Genomic DNA, 20,012 nt, shown 5'->3' on the forward strand with positions numbered 1-20,012 from the left:
ACCGGGCGGCTGGCGGATGCGGCCGGACGGCTGGCGGATGCGGCGGCCCGGGACCGGGGAAGCGGGGATCGGGAAACCAGGCTCAGAGGCCGCGCAGCCCCGCCTGGACGATCTGGCGCAGGATCAGCAGCTTGCCGTGGAAGAAGTGGCCGGCATCCGGCACGACCGTCATGGGCAGCTGGTGCGCCCGGGCGAAGTCCATGCCTTCGGACAGGGGCACGACCTCGTCGTGCTCGCCGTGGATCATGAGCGTATCGGGCGGCATCGTCAGGGGGCGATGGCGGAAGCGCTCGACCGCGCAGCCGATCAGCATCAGGCGGGCCGGCAGCGGCAGCCCGCGGTCGGCCAGCTCGGCGTACAGCTGGGCGGCCACCGCCGAGCCGAAGGAAAAGCCCGCCAGCACCCAGGGCCCGGCGGCCGCCTCGGGCCAGGCCTGGAAGACATGCTCGACGACGGCCGCCATGTCGGCCGTCTCGCCGATCGCGCGGTCGAACGCGCCCGCCGATGCGCCCACCCCGCGGAAGTTGGGGCGGATGGCGAGCAGCCCGTGCTGCACGCAGGCGCGCGACACCGTGGTGACGATCTTGTTGTCGCGGGTGCCGCCGTGCAGCGGGTGCGGATGCAGCACCAGCGCCCAGCCCGAGGGCGCGTCCTCCGGATGATCCACGGTGTACTCGATCAGGCCGGCCAGACCCTGGCATGTGGCTTGTTCTGTGCGTAAACTCATGGCTGCGCGGATTCTCCTGTCTGCTCCAGACCCCATTCTACCCATATGACCGGCCCCTCCCCCGATCCCGCCCGCGTCCTGCCGCCCCCCGGGGTCATGGCCGCGACCCTGCGCGAGATCCTGCCACAGTTCCGTCAGGTGGACTGGCTGGAACAGACCGGCTCGACCAACGCCGACCTGCTGGCGCTCGCGCGCCGCGACGGCGGGCCGCCGGACCGCCCCTGGCTGCTGGGCACGCACCTGCAATCCCAGGGGCGCGGGCGCGCCGGCCGCACCTGGCAGAACCGCATCGGCGCCAACCTGATGTTTTCCTGCGCCTTCGACGTCTTCCTGCCGGCGCGCCAGCTGCCGACGCTGGCCCCCCTGATCGGCATGGCCACCTGTCAGGCCCTGCGCACGCGCCTCGACGCCCGCCACCGCACGCGCCTGACCATGAAGTGGCCCAACGACCTGCTCTGGGACCAGGCCAAGCTGGCCGGCATCCTGATCGAGTCCACCCGCTCGGGCACCGCCCAGGCCGCCGACCACCACCTCATCATCATCGGCATGGGCCTGAACCTGGAGGACGCGCGCGCCCTCTCGCAATCGCTGGACCGGCGCATCGCGGACTGGGCCGAAATCGCGGCCGAGGACTCCGCCGCCGCGCACGCCACGGCCGCGGACCTGGCCGCCTGCGCCGCCCGCGCCTGGTACGACGCGCTGAACCACGCCACCGCGCGGGGCTTCGCCGACCTGCCCGCCCGCTACGCGGAAGTGGACGGCCTGGCGGGACGCATGCTGGACGTGCTCGACGACGGCCGCCTGCGCCACACGGGCGCGGCCTGCGGCATCGACGGCGACGGCCGCCTGCTGCTGCGCAACGCCGACGGCGTGCAGGCCATCTCGGTGGGCGAGATCTCCGTGCGGCTGCAGCGATGATCCTGCTGATCGACGCCGGCAACAGCCGGGTCAAGATCGCCTGGCTGGCGCCCGGCGAGTCCCGCCGCAGCGCCCCGCCCCTGGTCCTGGAACACGCGGAGCTGCCCGGCCTGGCCGCGCGCCTGGACTTCACGCCGCGGCGCATCCTGGGGTCCAACGTCGCCGGCGGCGCGGTGCGCGACGCCCTGGAACGGGCCTGCCGCGCCGCCTGGGACCTGCCCGTGCGCTGGCACGACACCCGCGACGGGCACGACCGGCTGCTGAACGGCTACCGCCAGCCGGCGCGGCTGGGGGCCGACCGCTGGCTGGGCCTCTTGGGCCTGCTGCAACACGTCGAGGACGAGCCGGCCTGGCGGGCGGGCGCCCCCTGCATCCTGGCCAGCTTCGGCACCGCCACCACGATCGACACTCTGGCCTGGCGGACGCAGGCCGGCGGCGGGCGGCGACCCGCCTTCATCGGCGGGCTGATCCTGCCGGGCGCCGCCCTGATGGCCCGCAGCCTGTCCCAGGGGACCGCCGACCTGCCCCTGGCGCGGGGCGGGCCCGTCGATTTCCCGACCGACACCGACGCCGCCATCGCCAGCGGCATCGCGGCCGCCCAGGCCGGCGCACTGCTGCGCCAGCGGCGCCTGGCCGCCGAGGCCTGTTCCGGCGCGCGGCCGCTGCTATTCGTGAGCGGCGGCGACTGGCCGCGCGTGCAGGCGGAACTGCGGGCGGCGCTGACGCGCACGGACCCGGACGCCGCGCCGCCGCGCCGGCTGGACAGCCCCGTCCTGGACGGCCTGGCCAGCCTGGCCCGCCCGCCGGCAGGGGCCGGCCCGGCCGCTGAACCTGCGGAGGACCGCTGATATACTGACCAGCGTTTCCGCATCTCATTTCCATCCACGCATGCGTTTCCTGCTGACACTCGCCGTCGTCGCCAACCTGGCGCTGCTGGCCTACGGACAGGGCTTCTTCGGTCCACCGCCGGCCGAGCAGGGGCGCACGCCCCGGCCGCTGTCGCAACGCAACCAGCAGGCCCTGATCCTGGGCGCACCCATCCCTCCCACCGCCACCCCCTGATGAAACCCATCCGCAAAGCCGTCTTTCCCGTCGCGGGCCTGGGCACCCGTTTTCTGCCGGCCACCAAGGCCATGCCCAAGGAAATGCTCCCCGTCATCGACAAGCCGCTGATCCAGTACGCCGTCGAGGAAGCCCTGGCCGCGGGCATCACGGAACTGATCTTTGTCACGGGCCGCCACAAGCGGGCCATCGAGGACCACTTCGACCGCATGCCCGAACTGGAGGCCGAGCTGGAAGCCAAGGGCAAGCAGGCCCTGCTGGAGACGATCAGCACGATCCTGCCGCCGCACGTCCACTGCATCTACACCCGCCAGGCCCAGCCGCTGGGCCTGGGCCACGCGGTCCTGTGCGCCGAGCCCATCGTCGGCAACGAGCCCTTCGCCGTGCTGCTGGCCGACGACCTGCTGGACGCCGACACCTCCGTCACGCGCCAGCTGGTGGACGCCGCCCACCAGCACGACGGCAGCGTGCTCGCCATCCAGACCATCGACCCGGCCGACAGCCGCAAGTACGGCATGATCGCCGGCACGGCCATCGACGCGCGCAACACGCGGGTGGAACGCATCGTGGAAAAGCCCGCCCCGCAGGACGCGCCCTCGAACCAGGCCGTCGTCGGCCGGTACGTCCTGGAACCGGAAATCTTCGATCACCTGCGCCACACCCAGGCCGGCGTGGGCCGCGAGATCCAGCTCACGGACGCGATCGCCGAGCTGCTGAAGCAGCGCCGCGTGCTGGCCCACCGCTACGAAGGGGTCCGCTACGACTGCGGCTGCAAGGAAGGCTTCTTCCAGGCGACGCTGGCGCTGGGCCGGAAATACCACGGCCTGATACCGGCCCGTCTGCCCGACGCGGATTCCTGATCCGGGCCTCAGGCGCCGGGCGGGCGCCGCGGCGGGCGCGCCAGCAGGTCCTCGATGCCGTCCACCACGCGCGTCACCGCGCCGGCATGCTGCCGGACCCAGTCGCGCGCGGCCTCGCCCACGCGGTGCAGGGCGGCCGGATCGTCCAGCCACCGCAGGGCCTGGCGCACGGCCTGGGCCGGATCGGCCGCCCGGGCGATGGCGCCGGCGGCCAGCGCGTCGGCCACCGCCTGCTCGAAATGGGCCGTGTGCGGCCCCACCAGGACCGGCCGGCCCTGGGCGCTGGCCTCGATGAAGTTCTGCCCCCCCAGCGGCGCGAAACTGCCGCCCACGATCGCCACCTGGGCGCAGGCGTAGTACCAGGCCATCTCGCCCAGCGTATCGCCCAGGATCACGGCGGCGTCCCGGCAGGCCTCGACGGCCGTGCTGCCGCCGTCGCCGAGTTCCAGCAGGCGGCTGCGCCGCACATGGGGCAGGCCCGCGGCCCGCAGCAGCCCGGCGGCGGCCTCGAAGCGCTCCGGATGGCGCGGCACCAGGATGAACAGCAGCGGCCGGCCACAGTCTTCGCCGCGGACGCGCCGCTGCTCGATCTCGCGCCGGATGGCCTCGACGAAGGGCGCGTCCTCGCCCTCGCGCGTGCTGGCGATGACCACGATGCGCCGGCCCAGCCGGGCGGCGAAGTCCGCGCCCCGGTCCATGCGCTCGCGGTCGAGCCGCAGGTCGAACTTGAAATTGCCCGACACGGCGACCTGCCGCGCGCCGGCGCGCTCCAGCCGCCGGGCGTCGGCCAGCGACTGGGCGTAGGTGCGCGTCAGCGCGCCGTAGGCGGGCCGCAGCAGCGCGCCCAGCCGCAGCGTGACGCGCAGCGAGGCCGCCGACATGCGGGCGCTGGCCAGCACCAGCGGCACCTCGGCGCGCGCGGCGGCATGCACCAGATTGGGCCAGACCTCGCGCTCGATCAGCACGCCGACCGCCGGGCGGTAATGGCGCAGGAAGCGGCGCGCCGCCCCGGGAAAATCGTAGGGCAGCCAGGCCTGGCGCAGCCGGCCGTCGGCCAGCTCCGCCGCGTAGACGCGACCGCCCTCGGCCCAGCCGGTGGCCGTCAGGTGCGTCAGCAGCACCCGGTGGCCGCGATCCAGCAGCGCCCGGATCAGCGGGTGGGCGGCCCGGGTCTCGCCCAGGCTGACCGCATGGACCCAGACGGCGCCGGGATCGCGCGCGGCGCCCGGGTAGCAGCCGAAGCGCGCCGCGCCCAGCACCGACCAGCGGCCGCCGGCGCGGCGGGCGCGCAGGGCCATCCAGGCCAGCAGCAGGGGCGACAGGATGCGCAGCAGCAGGGAATAGAGCGCGCGCATCACGCGCTCCCGCGCGGCCGGGCCGCGGCCGGCACGCCGCTCACCCGGCCCCGCCCATCGGGGCGGGGGAATCCGCGCGGGGCGCCTCGGCCCGGGCCTCGTCCAGGGCCTCGGCGATGGCGGCCCGCACGCGGCCGGCGTCGGGCGCCTGGCCGCGTTCGCCCAGGCTGGCGGTATAGGCCGGCCCCTGCAGCGGCGTGCGCACCGGAGTCGAGGCCTTGTAGATGCCGATGGTCGGGCGGCCCAGGCCGGCGCTCAGATGCGTCAGGCCGCTGTCCAGGCCCACCATGATCCGCGCCCGGGCGAGCTGGTCCGCCACCTGGCGCAGGCCCATGCGCGGCAGGACGGCCGCGTCCGCCCGTCCGCAGATCAGCGCCTGCGCGCGCGCCTGCTCGGCCTCGTTGCCGGCCAGCAGCCGCAGCGCCAGGCCGCGCCCCTGCAGGTCGTCGAAGACCTGCCGCCAGTCGGCGTCGGGCCAGAGCTTGTCGTCGCGGCTGGCCGACGGCATGATGAGGGCGGCCGGCTCGATCGCCACGCCGTCGGTCAGGGCGTGCAGGCCGAAATCCGGCGGCCCTTCGACCGCGTAGCCGAACGCGGCCGCCGCCAGCGCCCGCTGGCGGACGATGGCCGGCTGCCAGAATTCCACCCGGTGGCGCACGTCGTAGAACAGCGAGGCCAGCGGCTCGCGCGCGGACTTCCAGTCCAGGCCGTGGCGCACGCCGCGCGTCTGGCGGACCAGCCAGATGGATTTCATCAGGGCCTGCATGTCCAGCACGACGTCGTAGCGGCGCGCGCCCAGGGTGGCGCGCAGGGCCGCGCGCTCGCGCCGGGTGTCGGCCGCCCACCAGTGCCTGCGCCAGCGCCGGTGCGCCACCGGGATGACCTCGTGCACGGCCGGGTGCCAGGACGGGATTTCGGCGAAGGCTTCCTCGGCCAGCCAGTCGATCGACGCATCCGGCACGTGCCGGGCGATGTCGCTGATGGCGGGCAGCATGTGCACCAGGTCCCCGAGCGAGGACGTGCGTACGATGAGGATGCGGGTCGTCATGGCGCGATTATAGGGCCGCCCGGGGTTCCCGCCCGGGTCGTCCACGGCCGTCCCGCGGTCATCCCACGGCTGTCCCAAAGCCGCCCCACGGCCATCCCGCGGCTGTCCCGCGACTGTTCCACGGCGCCGGACGGGCGCGCCGCGCGGGCGTGCTACGATCGGCACACACCCCGCCGCCCGCGCCGGCCCGGCCCCTCGACGGCCGGGCGCGCGCGCCGCGCGGCCCGCCCGGAGACCACCCGATGACCTGTTACGCCCTGGGGGACCTGACCCCGCACATCGACCCGTCCGCCTTCGTGGCGGCCGAAGCCACCCTGATCGGCGCCGTCACGCTGGGGGCCGGCGCCAGCGTCTGGCCCGGCGCCGCGATCCGCGCCGACAACGAGCCCATCGCCATCGGCGAGAACAGCAACGTCCAGGAGGGCGCCGTGCTGCACGTGGACGCCGGCAGGCCGCTGCGCATCGGCCGCAACGTCACCGTGGGCCACCAGGCCATGCTGCACGGCTGCACGGTGGAGGACGGCGCGCTGATCGGCATCCAGGCCGTGGTCCTGAACGGCGCCGTGATCGGCCGCCACAGCCTGGTCGGCGCCGGCGCCCTGGTCACCGAAGGCAAGACCTTCCCGGAACGGTCGCTGATCCTGGGGGCGCCGGCCAAGGCGGTGCGCACCCTCAGCGACGAGGAAGTCGCCAATCTGGCGGAAAGCGCGCGCAGCTACGCCGAGCGCGCGCAGCAGTACCGCGAGACGCTGCGGCCGCTGTAGCGGCCGGTGCGGGCAGGCGCAGCCGGCCCGGCCCGACGGTCCTGCGGGGCCATCCCCCTCCGGAGGCGAAGGACGCCACGGTGGCGCAGGGCGCTACGCCCGCTGCAGCGCGCGATACAGGCTTTCGTAGCGCGCCACCATGGCGGGCACGGCGTATTCCCGCGCCGCCCTCTCCCGCGCCCGCCCGCCCATGGCCCGGGCGGCCTGGGGATGGTCCAGCACCCAGGCGATGCGGCGCGCCAGGGCCGCGGCGTCGCCCGCCGGGACCAGCAGCCCGCAGTCGGGCGCCAGGATCTCGCGGTGCCCGCCGACGTCCGTGGCCACCACCGGCAGGCCGGCCAGGCAGGCGTCCAGCACGCTGGTGCCCAGCGCCTCGAAGCGCGAACTGCTGACGTAGGCCTCGGCCAGCGCCAGCGCATCGGCCACCTGCGGCAGAAAGCCCGCGAACCGGTAGTGATCCTCCAGGCCCAGTTCCGCCACGCGCGCGCGCGCCGCGTCGGCGGCCGCGCCGTCGGCGCCGCAGTGCAGGCACAGCACGTCCGGATGATCGCGGCGCAGCAGGGCGACCGCCTCGATCAGGGTGAGCGGATCCTTTTCCGGGCTGAGCGCCGCCGCCGTGGCCAGCACGCGGCGGCCCTCCAGGCCGAAGCGCGTCCGCAGCGCGCGCATCCCGCCGGGGTCGGCCGGCGCGGCCTCGACCGCGCTGGGGATGACGGTCACGGCCAGGCCCAGCGCCCGGGGCGCCGCCGCCGCGGCCTCGCTGATCGCCACCAGCGCGTCGGCGCGCGCCCATTTCCAGCGGTGGCGGCCCGCCGCTCCCGGATCGTCGAACGCCGTGCGGCGCGTGAACACCAGGGCGGCGCGCAGCACCGGCCGCAGCGCCGCCAGCAGGCTCATGGCCTGGGCCGTCTGCGCGTGCAGCACGTCGTAGCGCCAGCCTGCCGTCAGCAGCACGCGCGCCAGGCCCAGGGCACCGCGGCAGGCGTGCACCGGAATGCCCTCGGCGGCGGCGCGCTCGGCCAGCGGGCCGCCCGCGCGCGCCGCCAGCGCGGCCTCGTGGCCGCCCGCGCGCAGCCCGCGCAGGGTCAGCAGGGTCTGGCGTTCGCCGCCCCGCCAGCCCTTTTCCATGTTCAGATGCAGAATGCGCATGACGGTCCCCGTCTAGTGTCCCGTTCGATTCGGATGCCCGGGATGAGTCTGGACGCCGCGCAGTCCCTGCGGACTGCCCGGCGCCTGACGAATCGGAGCGGCATGCAGGCCGCGACGTGGAGAGATGCCACGCTTTGAACATGGCACCGGCATGGCGGGCCCAGGCGCCGAATCCAGGCTCAAGACTTCCGCGTCGGCCGCTTCCAGCCCGGCACGGACTGCTGCCGCGCCCGCGACAGGGTGAGCTCGCCCGCGGGCGCATCGCGCGTCAGCGTCGTGCCCGCGCCCAACGTGGCGCCCTTGCCCACCCGCACCGGCGCGATCAGCTGGGTGTCCGAACCGATGAAGGCGTCGTCCTCGATCACGGTCTGGAACTTGTTGACGCCGTCGTAGTTGCAGGTGATCGTGCCCGCGCCGACGTTGACGCGCTCGCCGATCTCGGCATCGCCCAGGTAGGCCAGGTGGTTGGCCTTCGATCCCCGGCCCAGGCGGGTCTTCTTCAGTTCGACGAAATTGCCCACGTGGGCGTCCGGGCCGATGTCGGCCCCCGGCCGCAGGCGGGCGTAGGGTCCGATGCGGGCCGCCTCGGCCACCCGCGCGCCCTCGACGTGGGTGTAGGCGTCCAGCGTGGTGCCCGCGCCGATGCGCGCGTCGCGGATCACGCAATGCGGCCCGATGCGCACGCCGTCGGCCAGGTGCACCTCGCCCTCGAAGACGCAGCCCACGTCGATGAAGACGTCGCGTCCGCACGCCAGCGAGCCGCGCAGGTCGAAGCGGGCCGGATCCGCCAGGGTGACGCCCTGCTCCAGCAGCACGCGCGCCTGCTCGCCCTGCCAGATGCGTTCGAGCTGGGCCTGCTGGACGCGGCTGTTGACCCCCAGGGTCTCCCAGCCCGCCGAGGGCTGGGCGTGCGACACGGGCACGCCGTCGGCGACGGCCAGGCCGACGACGTCGGTCAGATAGTATTCGCCCTGGGCGTTGCGGTTGTCGATCCGCCCCAGCCAGTCGCGCAGCGCCGCCGTGGGCGCGGCCAGGATGCCGGTGTTGACCTCGCGGATGGCGAGTTCGTCGGGGCGGGCGTCCTTGTGCTCGACGATGCGGCGGATGCGGCCCTCGCCGTCGCGCACGATGCGCCCGTAGCCGGCGGGATCGGCCAGAGTCTCGGTCAGCAGCGCCAGGCCTTCGCCGCGCGCCTGAAGCAGCGCGCGCAGGGTGTCCGCGCGCACCAGCGGCACGTCGCCGTAGAGCACCAGGCTGACGTCGTCCGCGCCGCCTTCCAGCAGCTGCGGCAGGGCCTGCATCACGGCGTGGCCGGTGCCCAGCTGGGGCTGCTGCAGGGCGAAGCACAGGTCCTGCCCCGCGAAGGCCGCCTGGACCCGCTCGGCGCCGTGGCCGGTGACGACCACGATCCGGTCGGGCGAGAGGGCGCGCGCCGAATCCAGGACGTGGGCCAGCATGGGCCGGCCGGCGATCGGATGCAGGACCTTGGGCAGGTCGGACTGCATGCGCTTGCCCAGGCCGGCGGCCAGAATGATGATGTTCAGCATGAAAGGACGCGTGGGTGTGGAGACAGGGATGGAAACGGGGATGAAAACGGAGCCGGAATCGGACGGGGAGCCGGCGGGCCGGCCGCGCGGGCCGGGCGGGTCCGGGGGATGAAGCGGGCCGGGTCCTAGGCGCGCGTCCGCCGGGCGGTCTTCTTGGCCGCGGATTTCCCGGCCGGCGCCTTGCGCGCCGCGGCGGCCGGCTTCTTGCGGGCCGGGGCGCGCTTGGCGGCGGGGGCGGCCGCCTGCTCGGCGGATTCGGCCATGCCCTGCAGGCCGGCGGCGGTCGCGCTCGCCAGATGCTCGAACTGCTGCTGGACCATGTTCCACCAGTCGCCCGCCGCGCGGGCGTATTCCGCCCCGGCCGCGCCGGCCGCGTCCGCCGCATCGGCGGAGCCGGCGGACGCCGCCTCCGCGCCCGCGAAGGCGCCGCCGGCGAAGGATTTCAGGGTCTTCAGGGTGCTGCGCTGGATTTCCAGGCCCTGGATGGTGTTGGCCAGCATCGTGGCGTTCAGTTGCAGCCAGTTCTGCACCGTCTGCAGCTCGCGGATGCGCCGTTCGAGGTCTTCCAGCGACATCGGCGTCAGCTGAGCGGCGTCCAGGCCGCCGGCGCCCGCCATGTTCTGCCAGGCCTGGCGCATCATGTCCAGGCCGGCGAACAGCGGATTGCGGGCGGCCTCGCCCTGCTGGCCGAAACCGGGCAGCACGAAGGGATTGGTGGATTCTTGCGCCATGATGGATTGCCTCCGCCGGCACCATGCCGGAATTGATATTAGGGGGTCGCCCCGCCGGACGCGGCCCGCAGGCGGTGCCGCAGCGAATCCAGGATGGCCAGTTCGGCTTCCAGCGTGAAGGCGCCATGGGTGATCATATCCCACAGCTCCGGCATCGCCAGGCAGCGGAATTCCAGGACCTCGCCGTCCAGGTTCCGGGGCGCGGCGCCCGCCTCCAGCACGCAATCGCTGAGCAGCACGTTTTCGACCTGGTAGCCGTCGTCCAGGCGGCGGTGCATGCGCAGCACCATGCGCAGCGGCCCGTGCGCCGCCACGGCCACGGCCGGCAGGCCGGCTTCTTCGAGGGTTTCGCGCAGCAGCGCGGATTCGGGGTCCTCGCCGGCGGCGACCAGGCCGCCCGCCAGGGTGTCCCACAGGCCGGGATCGGTGGATTTGTCGAGGGCGCGGCGCGCCACCCAGAGGCATCCGTCGGGCGACCAGCCGTTCAGGTGGACGGCCTGGGTCAGCAGGCCCAGGGGCCGCACGGCGCCACGCTCGATGCGCCCCAGCGGGCGGCCTTCGGCCATGACGTCCAGCAGTTCGTCGCGCCAGGCGCGAATGCAGCCCGCGTCCCGCAGGGCGAGCGCCACGCCGCGCAGCACGGCGTCCAGGCCCAGCCGCGCGGCGGGCGCGGCGGTGAAATGCACGGCTTCGGGCTCGACCCGCACGCCGGGCAGGCCCGCGACGGCCGCCAGCGCGGCCGGACCGATCCAGCCGCCGACCCGCCCCGCGATGGTGGCCGGCCGGGCGCCCGCGGGCGGGAGCTGCTGGGCGCGGCGGACCAGGCGCGCATTGCGCGCCTGGAGGTCGTTCAAGGCGAAGACCGCTGCAGTGGAATCCATCCGCGCATTGTAGTGGATGAGTCCGGACACGGGGCAGTCCCTGCGGACTGCCTCGTGCCGGACGAATCGGAGCGGCATGCAAGCCGCGAGGTGGATAGATGCCACGGCTGGAGATGCCTCCAAGCCTGACGAATCTGCGAATCCTCGCACGGCGGAGATTGGTGGAAACCCGGAAAAGCCGGCGGGCGGAGCACGGCCCAGCCTGTACAAGCCCCGGCCAGTGGCTATAATCCCTTCAGGCTTATAAGGATACCCAGTTTGCCGCGGTGCATTGTACGGCTTGGCGATCCAGCCATGTGTGCGGGATCGGCTCGTTCTCTCGCCTTTCTTTGACGAAGATCAACCGACCCTGAAAAATACACGCCAACCAAAGGGACAACATGAAGATGGTCAGAGGGTCGTTGGGCATGGTCGCGCTGTCGTGGGCGACAGTCGCCGGGGCACAGGTTCAGGACATGCCGGGAGGTCCGGCGGTCAACCAGCTGAACCTCCACACCGGGGTCACGCCCATCGCGCGGGAAATCTATTCCCTGCACTGGATGATGCTGGTCATCTGTACGCTGATCTTCATCGGCGTGTTCGGCGTGATGCTGTATTCCATCATCCGCCACCGCAAGGACAAGGGCCACAAGGCCGCCAAGTTCGAGGAGCACCTCGGGCTGGAACTCACCTGGACGGTGATCCCCTTCATGATCATCGTCGGCATGGCCATCCCGGCCACCCGCACCGTGGTCGCCATGAAGGACACCACCAGCGCCGACCTCACCGTCAAGGCCACCGGCTACCAGTGGAAGTGGGGGTATGAATACCTCGACGGCCCGGCGACGGGGGTGCGCTTCCTGTCGAACCTGTCCACGCCGCAGGACCAGATCGACGGCAAGGCGCCCATCGGCAACACCTACCTGATGGAAGTCGATCATCCCCTGGTGGTGCCGGTCAACCAGAAGGTCCGCGTCGTGCTGACGGCCGCCGACGTCATCCACGCCTGGATGGTGCCCGAACTGGGCGTCAAGCAGGACGCCATCCCCGGCTTCCTGCGCGACACCTGGTTCCGCGCCGAGAAGCCCGGCATCTACCGCGGCCAGTGCGCCGAACTCTGCGGCAAGAACCACGCCTACATGCCCATCGTGGTCGAGGTGAAGTCCCAGGAAGACTACGCCCAGTGGGCCGCCCAGCAGAAAACCGCCATGGCGGCCGCCGCCGAGGACCCGAACAAGACCTGGTCCAAGGACGAGCTGATCGCCAAGGGCAAGGAAGTCTTCTCCACCACCTGCGTAGCCTGCCACCAGGCCAACGGCCAGGGCATCCCGGGCACCTTCCCGGCCCTGAACGGAGACGTCAAATTCGTGCTGGCGCCGATGAAAGGCCAGATCGAGACGGTGCTGAACGGGCATCCGGGCACGGCGATGGCCGCCTTCCGCGACCAGCTCAGCGACACCCAGATCGCCGCGGTCATCACCTACACGCGCAACGCCTGGGACAACGCCGGCAAGGGCCCCGACCCCGTCGTGCAGCCCTCCGACGTCAAGGCGCTGCGCTGATCCGGACAACCCAACGGCGAATTCACAGAGTTTTCCTCGCGCCGCCCGGAAGGCGGCGCGCCCCAGGAAGGAGGCATTCATGAGCAGCGTCACGGTCGATCACATCCCGCCCCATACCGGGCATGACGAACACGCCCACCACGTCCCGCAGGGCTGGCGGCGCTGGGTGTTCGCAACGAATCACAAGGACATCGGCACGATGTACCTGATCTTCTCGTTCTGCATGCTGCTGGAGGGCGGCACGCTGGCCCTGCTGCTGCGCACGGAACTGTTCGAGCCCGGCATCCAGTTCTTCCAGCCCGAGCTGTTCAACCAGTTCACCACCATGCACGGGCTGATCATGATCTTCGGCGCGATCATGCCCGCCTTCGTGGGCTTCGCCAACTGGATGATCCCGCTGCAGATCGGCGCCTCGGACATGGCGTTCGCGCGCATGAACAACTTCAGCTTCTGGCTGCTGCCGGTGGGCGCGATCCTGCTGACGACGTCGTTCTTCGTGCCGGGCGGGGCCAACGCCTCGGGCTGGACCATGTACGCGCCGCTGTCGCTGCAGATGGGCCCGGGCATGGACTTCGCCATCTTCGCCGTGCACATCCTGGGCGCGTCGTCCATCATGGGCGCGATCAACATCATCGTCACCATCCTGAACATGCGCGCGCCGGGCATGAGCCTGATGAAGATGCCGCTGTTCTGCTGGTCCTGGCTGGTCACCGCCTACCTGCTGCTGGCCGTGATGCCGGTGCTGGCCGCCGCCGTCACCATGCTGCTCACCGACCGCCACTTCGGCACGCACTTCTTCAACGCCGCCGGCGGCGGCGACCCGGTGCTGTACCAGCACGTGTTCTGGTTCTTCGGCCACCCCGAGGTCTACATCATGATCCTGCCGGCCTTCGGGATGGTGTCGCAGATCGTGCCGACCTTCGCGCGCAAGCGGCTGTTCGGCTACGCGTCGATGGTGTACGCCATCTGCGCCATCGCCATCCTGTCGTTCCTGGTGTGGGCGCACCACATGTTCACCACCGGCATGCCGGTCACCGCCCAGTTGTTCTTCATGTACGGCACGATGCTGATTTCCATTCCCACCGGAGTCAAGGTCTTCAACTGGACGGCCACCATGTGGCGCGGTTCCATGACCTTCGAGACCCCGATGCTGTTCGCCATCGGCTTCATCTTCGTGTTCACCATCGGCGGCTTCACCGGCCTGGTGGTGGCGGTCGCGCCGATCGACATCCAGGTCCAGGACACCTACTACGTGGTGGCGCACTTCCACTACGTGCTGGTGGCCGGCTCGCTGTTCGCCCTGTTCGGCGCCACCTACTACTGGCTGCCGAAATGGTGCGGCCACATGTACGACGAGCGCCTGGGCAAGTGGCACTTCTGGATGACGATGATCTCGTTCAACGTCACCTTCTTCCCGATGCACTTCCTCGGCCTGGCCGGCATGCCGCGCCGCTACGCGGACTACGCCGCCCAGTTCACCGATTTCCACCAGATCGCCACGATCGGCGCCTACTGGTTCGGCCTGTCGCAGCTGCTGTTCGCCTACATCGTGATCAAGGCGGTGCGCGGCCACGGCGCCCGGGTGGCGGCCAACCCCTGGGAAGGCGCCGAAGGCCTGGAATGGACGGTGCCCTCGCCCGCGCCCCACCATACCTTCGTCACGCCGCCGGTATTCGAGGCCGGCCGCTGAGAGACCCCGACATGACGCCCGAGCAACGCCGCCGCAACCGCCGCACCGGATGGATCCTGGCCCTGTTCGCCGTGGCCATCCTGGTCTGGACCTTCGTGCGCGCGAACCTGTACGGGATCGTGTCATGACGCAACCGCGCAACACCTTCCTGCGTTCGATGCGCACAGTCGCCTGGGCGTTCCTGGGACTGCGCAAGCGCTCCGGCCACGACGAGGACCTGTCGCACATCCGCCCCTCGCACCTGATCGCGGCGGGCCTGATCGGCGGGGCGGTGTTCGTATTGCTGCTGATAGGGGCCGTGCGCCTGGCGACGGCCTGAAGACGGAAGACCCAGAGGAGAGACAACGATGACCACCGCCCACACGGCCCACGCCGGCGAGGCCCCCTACTATTACGTCCCGCCGGATTCGGTCCACCCGATCCGGGCCAGCCTGTGCATGCTGGCCACCCTGGTCGGCGCGGCCCTGTGGGTCAACAGCTACGCGATCGGCCCCTGGCTCTGCCTGATCGGCATCCTGAGCCTGTTCGTGGTGCTCTACGGCTGGTTCGGCGACGCCATCCGCGAATCCGAAGGCGGCCTGAACAGCCAGCGCATCGACCACTCCTACCGCTGGAGCATGACCTGGTTCATCTTTTCCGAGGTCATGTTCTTTTCGGCCTTCTTCGGCTCGCTGTGGTACACCCGCGAGGTCACCACGCCGTGGCTGAGCACGCTGGACACCCAGACCCTGCTGTGGCCGGGCTTCAGCGGCGCCTGGCCGAACCAGGGGCCGGCCGGCACCATCGCGCCCTTCCAGACCGTGGGACCGTTCTGGCTGCCCACCATCAACACCGCGCTGCTGCTGTCCTCCGGCGTCACCCTGACCATCGCCCACCACGCCCTGCGCGCGGCGCACCGCTCCAAGGCGATCTTCTGGCTGGCCCTGACGGTGATCCTGGGCTTCGCCTTCGTCGCCTGCCAGGCCTACGAATACCACCACGCCTACACCGAACTGAACCTGCGCTTCACCTCGGGCGCCTACGGCGCGCTGTTCTACATGCTGACCGGCTTCCACGGCTTCCACGTGATCCTGGGCGCCACCATGCTGACCGTGATCTGGCTGCGGCTGGTGCGCGGGCACTTCACCGCCGAGCACCATTTCGGCTTCGAGGGCGCCGCCTGGTACTGGCACTTCGTGGACGTGGTCTGGCTGGGCCTGTACATCTTCGTGTACTGGCTGTAGCCGATCCGCGGGGAAGCAAGCAGGGTCCGGCGTCAGCCGAAGCCGCTCTTCACCTCGCGGCTCGCAAGCCGCTCGGAGTCACCCGGCGCGGGGCGGTCCGCAGGGACTGCCCCGCGTCCGGGTTCATCCCACCCGCAGCCCCGTCGCATTGATCCAGCCCAGGGCATGCGCCAGCAGCAGAAAGAGAAACAGCAGGATCGACAATCCCACCCGCCACGTCAGGGCCCAGGCCATCCGGTCCGTGCGCCCCCGGTCCTGCATGAGATACTTCAGGGCCGACCCCAGGCTGACCAGCACTCCCAGGAACAGCACGACGATCACGATTTTCATGGGTATTCCCCGCAACACCAGGATGTAAGCACCGTATGACCCCGCCGCGACCCGCACCCCGCACGAAGGCCGTCCTGGCCCTGGTCCTGCTGGCGCTGCTGGGCGCGGCCTGCATCGGAGCCGGCCAGTGGCAGCTGCGCCGCGCCCATGAACGCGAAGCGCTGCTGGCCGCCATCGAGGCGGGCCGCCGGGCGCCGGCCCGGGTGCTGGATGCGCAGCACCGCGACGGCCCCGACTGGCATCCGGCCAGCGCCCGCGGCCGCTGGCTGAACCCATTTACTGTACTCCTTGATAATCGCAACCTCAAAGGATTGCCCGGCCTGTGGGTGGCGACCCCGCTGGAACTGCAGGGCAGCCCCGGCACCGCCGTGCTGGTGCTGCGCGGCTGGGTCGCCCGCCCGCTGCCGCCCGCCGCGCTGCCCGACCTGAGCGCGGCCGCCGGCCCCGTCGAGGTCCACGGCACGCTGCTGCACCGGGTGCCCCGCCTGTTCGACCTGGGCAGCCTGACCGGCCGGCCCGACGCGGCCCTGCCCGCGCCCTTCCCTCCGGCCGACGGGCAGCCGCCACGCCTGCAGAACCTGCCGCTGGACACGCTGGCGGCGGCCACCGGCCTGGACCTGCTGCCGGTCGTGCTGCAGCAGGCGCCCACGCGGGACGCGGGCCTGGTCCAGGACTGGCCCGGCCCCTCGACGCAGGCCGGCCAGAACTACAACTACGCCCTACAATGGTTCAGCTTCGCCGCGATCGCGCTGGTCGCGGCCGGCATCACGGCCTGGCGCATCCTGCGCCGCCGCCCACTTCCTCCGCACGCATGACGACCGCCACCGCACGCCGCCGCTCCATCCGTCCGCTCATCGCCATCCTGCTGGTCAGCCTGGCACCGCTGGTGTTCGCGCTGCTGGCCTACTACGTGCCGTCCCTGGGCCTGCGCCCCGGAACGCGCACGCACTACGGCCAGCTGATCGAGCCGCAGCGCCCCATCCCCGGCGACCTGGACCTGCGGGACGCGCAGGGCCGGCCCTACGACCTGAACCGGCTCAAGGGCCAGTGGCTGCTGATCAGCACGGGCCCCGGCGCCTGCCCGGAATCCTGCGTGCGCGGCCTGTTCGTGCTGCGCAATTCCCACGCCAGCCAGGGCAAGGAAGTCGACCGGCTGGAACGCGTCTGGTTCATCACCGACGACGCGCCCCCCGCCGCCGTGGTCGGCGAAGCCTACGCCGGCACGCACGTCCTGCGCGCCGACCCGGCCCGGCTGGCGGCCTGGCTGGCGCCCGAGGCGGCGGACCCCGCCGCCGCCCTGGCGCAGGGGCTGTGGATCGTCGATCCCCTGGGCCACCTGATGATGCGCTTCCCCGACGCGCAGCAGCCCGAGGCCGTGCGCGACGACATCCGCACGCTGCTGAGGAACTCCCGGATCGGCTGATGGACCCCACGACCTCCCCCCTCTCCCCCGCTTCCCCGGCGCCCGCCGCGCCGCGGCGCACGGCCGACGGCCCGGGGCGCCCGCGCCTGCTTGCGCGCTACCGCAGGCTGGTGTTCCTGACCTGGTTCCTGACGCTGGACCTGATCATGTTCGGCGCCTTCGTGCGCCTGACCGATTCCGGCCTGGGCTGTCCCGACTGGCCGGGCTGCTACGGCCATCTCAGCCCCCTGGGCGCCGGCGACCACATCCGCGCCGCCCTGGAGGCCATGCCCTACGGCCCGGTCAGCGCCTTCAAGGCCTGGATCGAGATGATCCACCGCTACGCAGGCGCCCTCCTGGGCCTGCTCATCATCGCCATCGCCGTGTGCGCCTGGCGCCTGCGCGGCCTGCCCGGCCGCAGCCCGGCGCTGGCCGGCTGGACGCTGGTCATGGTGTGCGTCCAGGGCGCCTTCGGCGCCTGGACCGTCACCCACCGGCTGATGCCGCTGGTGGTGACCACGCACCTGGTGCTGGGCATGAGCCTGCTGGCCCTGATGACCTGGCTGGCCGCCCGGGAAAAGGCCCACGCGCCCGTTCCCGCGGGCCCGGGCGCGGGACGCGCCTGGATGGTCCTGGGGCTGGCCGTGCTGTTCCTGCAGGTGGCGCTGGGCGGCTGGGTCAGCACCAACTACGCGGCGCTGGCCTGCATGGACTTCCCCACCTGCCACGGCGCCTGGCTGCCGCCCATGGACTTCGGCGAGGGCTACGCCCTGCTGCGCGGGCTGGGACAGCTCTCGTCCGGCGAACTCATCTCCCAGGACGCGCTCACCGCCATCCACTGGACGCACCGCAACTTCGCCTTCCTGGTCATGGCCCTGCTGGGCGTGCTGGCGTGGCGCTGGCGCCGCACGCCCGGCCTGGCGGGCCCTGCGCGCCTGCTGCTGGCCCTGCTGGCCCTGCAGATGCTGACGGGCCTGACCACGATCTTCTTCCAATGGCCGCTGCTGATCGCCGTGATGCACAACGGCGGCGCCGCCGGCCTGGTCCTGGTGGGCGTCACGCTGCTGTGGCGCCTGTCGCGCGCGGGCGCCCGCAGCCGCGCAGAAGCGCCGGAAGGCAGGGAAACCCATTAGGCGCCGGGCGCCCCGAAGCCGCCGGAAGCGCCTAGAATGCCTAGCATGACCACAGCCGCCGCCCGCCGCCCCCCTTCCCTGCTGCGCCAGTACCTGGCGCTGACCAAGCCGCGCGTCACGCAGCTGGCCGTGTTCTGCGCCGTGATCGGCATGTTCGTGGCCACGCCAGGCCTGCCCGATCCCTGGCTGGCGCTGAATGCCACGGTGGGCATCTGGCTGCTGTCGGCGGCCGCCTTCTCCATCAACTGCCTGGTCGAGCGCGAGACCGACGCGCGCATGCTGCGCACGGCATGGCGCGGCACGGCCTCCGGCCAGATCGGCAGCCACCAGGTCCTGCTGATGGCCGGGATCCTGGGCGGCGCCGGCATGTGGATCCTGTACACCCAGGTCAATGCGCTGACCATGTGGCTGACCTTCGCCAGCTTCGTCGGCTACGCCCTGATCTACACCGCCATCCTCAAGCCCCTCACGCCGCAGAACATCGTCATCGGCGGCCTCTCGGGCGCGATGCCGCCGGCCCTGGGCTGGGCCGCCATGGCCGACGCCGTGCCGGCCGAGGCCTGGCTGCTGGTGCTGATCATCTTCATCTGGACGCCGCCCCACTTCTGGGCGCTGGCCCTGTACCGCCACCACGACTACGAAAAATCCGGCCTGCCCATGCTGCCGGTCACGCACGGGCAGAACTTCACCCAGCTGCACATCCTGCTCTACAGCATCGCGCTGTTCGCGGCATCCGTGATGCCCTACGTCGTGCGCATGAGCGGTCCGGCCTACCTCGCCGCCGCCTGCCTGCTCAGCGGCCGCTTCGTGTGGCAATCCCTTGCGCTATATCGAAACTACTCCGACGCCAGGGCGCGTAAACTGTTCCATTATTCGATCCTGTATCTGGCGCTGCTGTTCGCCGCGCTGCTGCTGGATCACTGGGTCGGCCTGGTTCTGGAAAGCCTCTGAACGAGTCCTCCCGGCCGACCCGGCGGAACCCCGACCCGGGCGCGCGCCGCGGCGCCGCCCCGGCCGATTCACCGACCTGGATGATGGACATGCCGTTCTCGCTTCCGCGCCGCAGGCTGCTGGCCGCCGCGCTCTCCTCCCTGCCCCTCGCCCTGGCCCTGCCCGGCTGCTCCTCCAAGGCCGAGCCGCTGCCCTTCGAGGGCAACGACATCACCGGCTCCCAGCTGGGGCGCGACCTGGACATGATCGACACCACCGGCCAGCGGCGCACGCTGGCCGACTTCCGGGGCAAGGTCCTGCTGGTGTTCTTCGGCTACACGCAATGCCCCGACGTCTGCCCCACCGCCATGGCGCAGGCCGCCCAGGCCCTGCAGCTGCTGGGCGACAAGGCCGGCGAGGTACGCGTCATCATGGTCTCGGTGGATCCGGCGCGCGACACGCCTGAAATCCTGGGCGCCTACGTGCAGGCCTTCGATCCGTCCTTCGTCGGCCTGACCGGCACCCCGGAACAGCTGGACAAGACCGCGCGCTCCTTCAAGGCCTTCTACGCCAAGGAGCCCGGGCCGACGCCCGAGCACTACGCCATGAACCACTCGTCGGCCTTCTACCTGATGGACCGCGAGGGCGAGGCCCGCGCCCTGCTCGGGCCGTCCCTGACGCCCGAGGACATGGCCCACGACATCAAGCTGCTGCTGTAGGC

23 protein-coding genes are annotated in these 20,012 nt (G+C 71.9%); 15 read left to right on the forward strand and 8 right to left on the reverse strand.

Annotated elements, in window-relative coordinates:
* Positions 1-82 precede the first annotated feature (82 nt).
* A complete protein-coding gene (locus HNR28_RS00880; protein ID WP_151024939.1) occupies positions 83-727 on the reverse strand; it encodes an alpha/beta hydrolase in 645 nt (214 codons plus the stop codon).
* Between the two features lie 45 nt (positions 728-772).
* Between HNR28_RS00880 and HNR28_RS00885 the strand changes: the two genes are divergently transcribed.
* The 4 genes from HNR28_RS00885 to galU are packed head-to-tail and all read left to right on the forward strand — an operon-like array spanning position 773 to position 3,567.
* The gene (locus HNR28_RS00885; RefSeq protein WP_043679617.1) at positions 773-1,645 is read left to right on the forward strand and encodes a biotin--[acetyl-CoA-carboxylase] ligase; all 873 of its coding nucleotides are present in this window, start codon (positions 773-775) and stop codon (positions 1,643-1,645) included.
* Complete coding sequence (locus HNR28_RS00890; protein WP_184142427.1) at positions 1,642-2,493, forward strand: type III pantothenate kinase; 852 nt, start codon at positions 1,642-1,644, stop codon at positions 2,491-2,493. Before HNR28_RS00885 ends, HNR28_RS00890 begins: the two co-directional genes overlap by 4 nt.
* Positions 2,494-2,533: 40 nt before the next feature.
* Entirely contained in the window at positions 2,534-2,707 is a 174-nt protein-coding gene (locus HNR28_RS00895) for a hypothetical protein (RefSeq protein ID WP_170288551.1), read from the forward strand.
* Positions 2,707-3,567, forward strand: coding sequence for a UTP--glucose-1-phosphate uridylyltransferase GalU (gene galU, locus HNR28_RS00900; RefSeq protein ID WP_151025631.1), 861 nt, complete (start codon positions 2,707-2,709; stop codon positions 3,565-3,567). Before HNR28_RS00895 ends, galU begins: the two co-directional genes overlap by 1 nt.
* An 8-nt stretch (positions 3,568-3,575) precedes the next feature.
* On the opposite strand, the gene HNR28_RS00905 is transcribed toward galU, so the two are convergent.
* Both HNR28_RS00905 and waaC read right to left on the reverse strand, forming a co-directional pair.
* The gene (locus HNR28_RS00905) at positions 3,576-4,922 is read right to left on the reverse strand and encodes a 3-deoxy-D-manno-octulosonic acid transferase (protein ID WP_221291578.1); all 1,347 of its coding nucleotides are present in this window, start codon (positions 4,920-4,922) and stop codon (positions 3,576-3,578) included.
* Between the two features lie 40 nt (positions 4,923-4,962).
* Positions 4,963-5,970 carry a lipopolysaccharide heptosyltransferase I gene (waaC, locus tag HNR28_RS00910; RefSeq protein ID WP_151025636.1) on the reverse strand — a complete coding sequence of 336 codons (1,008 nt, stop codon included), beginning with the start codon at positions 5,968-5,970 and terminating at the stop codon, positions 4,963-4,965.
* A gap of 242 nt (positions 5,971-6,212) precedes the next feature.
* On the opposite strand from waaC, the gene HNR28_RS00915 reads away from it, so the two are divergent.
* Positions 6,213-6,734 carry a gamma carbonic anhydrase family protein gene (locus tag HNR28_RS00915; protein WP_043679609.1) on the forward strand — a complete coding sequence of 174 codons (522 nt, stop codon included), beginning with the start codon at positions 6,213-6,215 and terminating at the stop codon, positions 6,732-6,734.
* 93 nt (positions 6,735-6,827) lie between these two features.
* Here the strand turns inward: HNR28_RS00915 and HNR28_RS00920 are convergent, their stop codons facing one another.
* From HNR28_RS00920 to HNR28_RS00935, 4 genes are all read right to left on the reverse strand, one after another.
* Complete coding sequence (locus HNR28_RS00920) at positions 6,828-7,883, reverse strand: glycosyltransferase family 4 protein (protein ID WP_043679607.1); 1,056 nt, start codon at positions 7,881-7,883, stop codon at positions 6,828-6,830.
* Positions 7,884-8,062: 179 nt separating this feature from the next.
* Positions 8,063-9,430, reverse strand: coding sequence for a bifunctional UDP-N-acetylglucosamine diphosphorylase/glucosamine-1-phosphate N-acetyltransferase GlmU (gene glmU / locus HNR28_RS00925; RefSeq protein ID WP_043679604.1), 1,368 nt, complete (start codon positions 9,428-9,430; stop codon positions 8,063-8,065).
* A gap of 125 nt (positions 9,431-9,555) precedes the next feature.
* On the reverse strand, positions 9,556-10,161 hold the full coding sequence (locus HNR28_RS00930; RefSeq protein ID WP_170288548.1) for a PhaM family polyhydroxyalkanoate granule multifunctional regulatory protein: 606 nt from the start codon (positions 10,159-10,161) through the stop codon (positions 9,556-9,558).
* A 38-nt stretch (positions 10,162-10,199) separates the two neighbouring features.
* On the reverse strand, positions 10,200-11,042 hold the full coding sequence (locus tag HNR28_RS00935) for an NUDIX hydrolase (protein ID WP_052355526.1): 843 nt from the start codon (positions 11,040-11,042) through the stop codon (positions 10,200-10,202).
* 380 nt (positions 11,043-11,422) lie between these two features.
* Here HNR28_RS00935 and coxB point away from each other — a divergent pair, with 380 nt between their 5' ends.
* The 5 genes from coxB (at position 11,423) to HNR28_RS00955 (ending at position 15,496) form a co-directional block, all read left to right on the forward strand.
* Entirely contained in the window at positions 11,423-12,583 is a 1,161-nt protein-coding gene (gene coxB, locus HNR28_RS00940) for a cytochrome c oxidase subunit II (protein WP_151024459.1), read from the forward strand.
* 79 nt (positions 12,584-12,662) lie between these two features.
* Positions 12,663-14,273: a cytochrome c oxidase subunit I gene (gene ctaD / locus HNR28_RS00945; protein ID WP_151024458.1), complete on the forward strand. Its 1,611-nt coding sequence runs from the start codon at positions 12,663-12,665 to the stop codon at positions 14,271-14,273.
* 11 nt (positions 14,274-14,284) lie between these two features.
* The gene (locus HNR28_RS18090; protein ID WP_043679589.1) at positions 14,285-14,401 is read left to right on the forward strand and encodes a cytochrome oxidase small assembly protein; all 117 of its coding nucleotides are present in this window, start codon (positions 14,285-14,287) and stop codon (positions 14,399-14,401) included.
* Complete coding sequence (locus HNR28_RS00950) at positions 14,398-14,592, forward strand: DUF2970 domain-containing protein (protein ID WP_170288450.1); 195 nt, start codon at positions 14,398-14,400, stop codon at positions 14,590-14,592. The genes HNR28_RS18090 and HNR28_RS00950 overlap by 4 nt, the downstream gene beginning before the upstream one ends.
* A gap of 28 nt (positions 14,593-14,620) precedes the next feature.
* Positions 14,621-15,496, forward strand: coding sequence for a cytochrome c oxidase subunit 3 (locus HNR28_RS00955; protein WP_043679584.1), 876 nt, complete (start codon positions 14,621-14,623; stop codon positions 15,494-15,496).
* 123 nt (positions 15,497-15,619) lie between these two features.
* Here the strand turns inward: HNR28_RS00955 and HNR28_RS00960 are convergent, their stop codons facing one another.
* Positions 15,620-15,826 (reverse strand): twin transmembrane helix small protein, encoded by a 207-nt coding sequence (locus HNR28_RS00960; RefSeq protein WP_043679581.1) that lies wholly within the window; start codon positions 15,824-15,826, stop codon positions 15,620-15,622.
* Positions 15,827-15,861: 35 nt separating this feature from the next.
* On the opposite strand from HNR28_RS00960, the gene HNR28_RS00965 reads away from it, so the two are divergent.
* The 5 genes from HNR28_RS00965 (at position 15,862) to HNR28_RS00985 (ending at position 20,010) form a co-directional block, all read left to right on the forward strand.
* On the forward strand, positions 15,862-16,641 hold the full coding sequence (locus HNR28_RS00965; RefSeq protein ID WP_151024456.1) for an SURF1 family protein: 780 nt from the start codon (positions 15,862-15,864) through the stop codon (positions 16,639-16,641).
* On the forward strand, positions 16,638-17,249 hold the full coding sequence (locus tag HNR28_RS00970) for an SCO family protein (RefSeq protein ID WP_043679578.1): 612 nt from the start codon (positions 16,638-16,640) through the stop codon (positions 17,247-17,249). Before HNR28_RS00965 ends, HNR28_RS00970 begins: the two co-directional genes overlap by 4 nt.
* Positions 17,249-18,361, forward strand: coding sequence for a COX15/CtaA family protein (locus HNR28_RS00975; protein ID WP_151024455.1), 1,113 nt, complete (start codon positions 17,249-17,251; stop codon positions 18,359-18,361). The genes HNR28_RS00970 and HNR28_RS00975 overlap by 1 nt, the downstream gene beginning before the upstream one ends.
* 45 nt (positions 18,362-18,406) lie before the next feature.
* Positions 18,407-19,312: a heme o synthase gene (cyoE, locus tag HNR28_RS00980; RefSeq protein WP_043679577.1), complete on the forward strand. Its 906-nt coding sequence runs from the start codon at positions 18,407-18,409 to the stop codon at positions 19,310-19,312.
* Between the two features lie 83 nt (positions 19,313-19,395).
* A complete protein-coding gene (locus tag HNR28_RS00985) occupies positions 19,396-20,010 on the forward strand; it encodes an SCO family protein (protein WP_043685509.1) in 615 nt (204 codons plus the stop codon).
* The last annotated feature ends 2 nt before the right edge of the window (positions 20,011-20,012 follow it).

The sequence above is a fragment of the Castellaniella defragrans genome (assembly GCF_014203015.1).
GTDB classification, from domain to species: domain Bacteria; phylum Pseudomonadota; class Gammaproteobacteria; order Burkholderiales; family Burkholderiaceae_B; genus Castellaniella; species Castellaniella defragrans.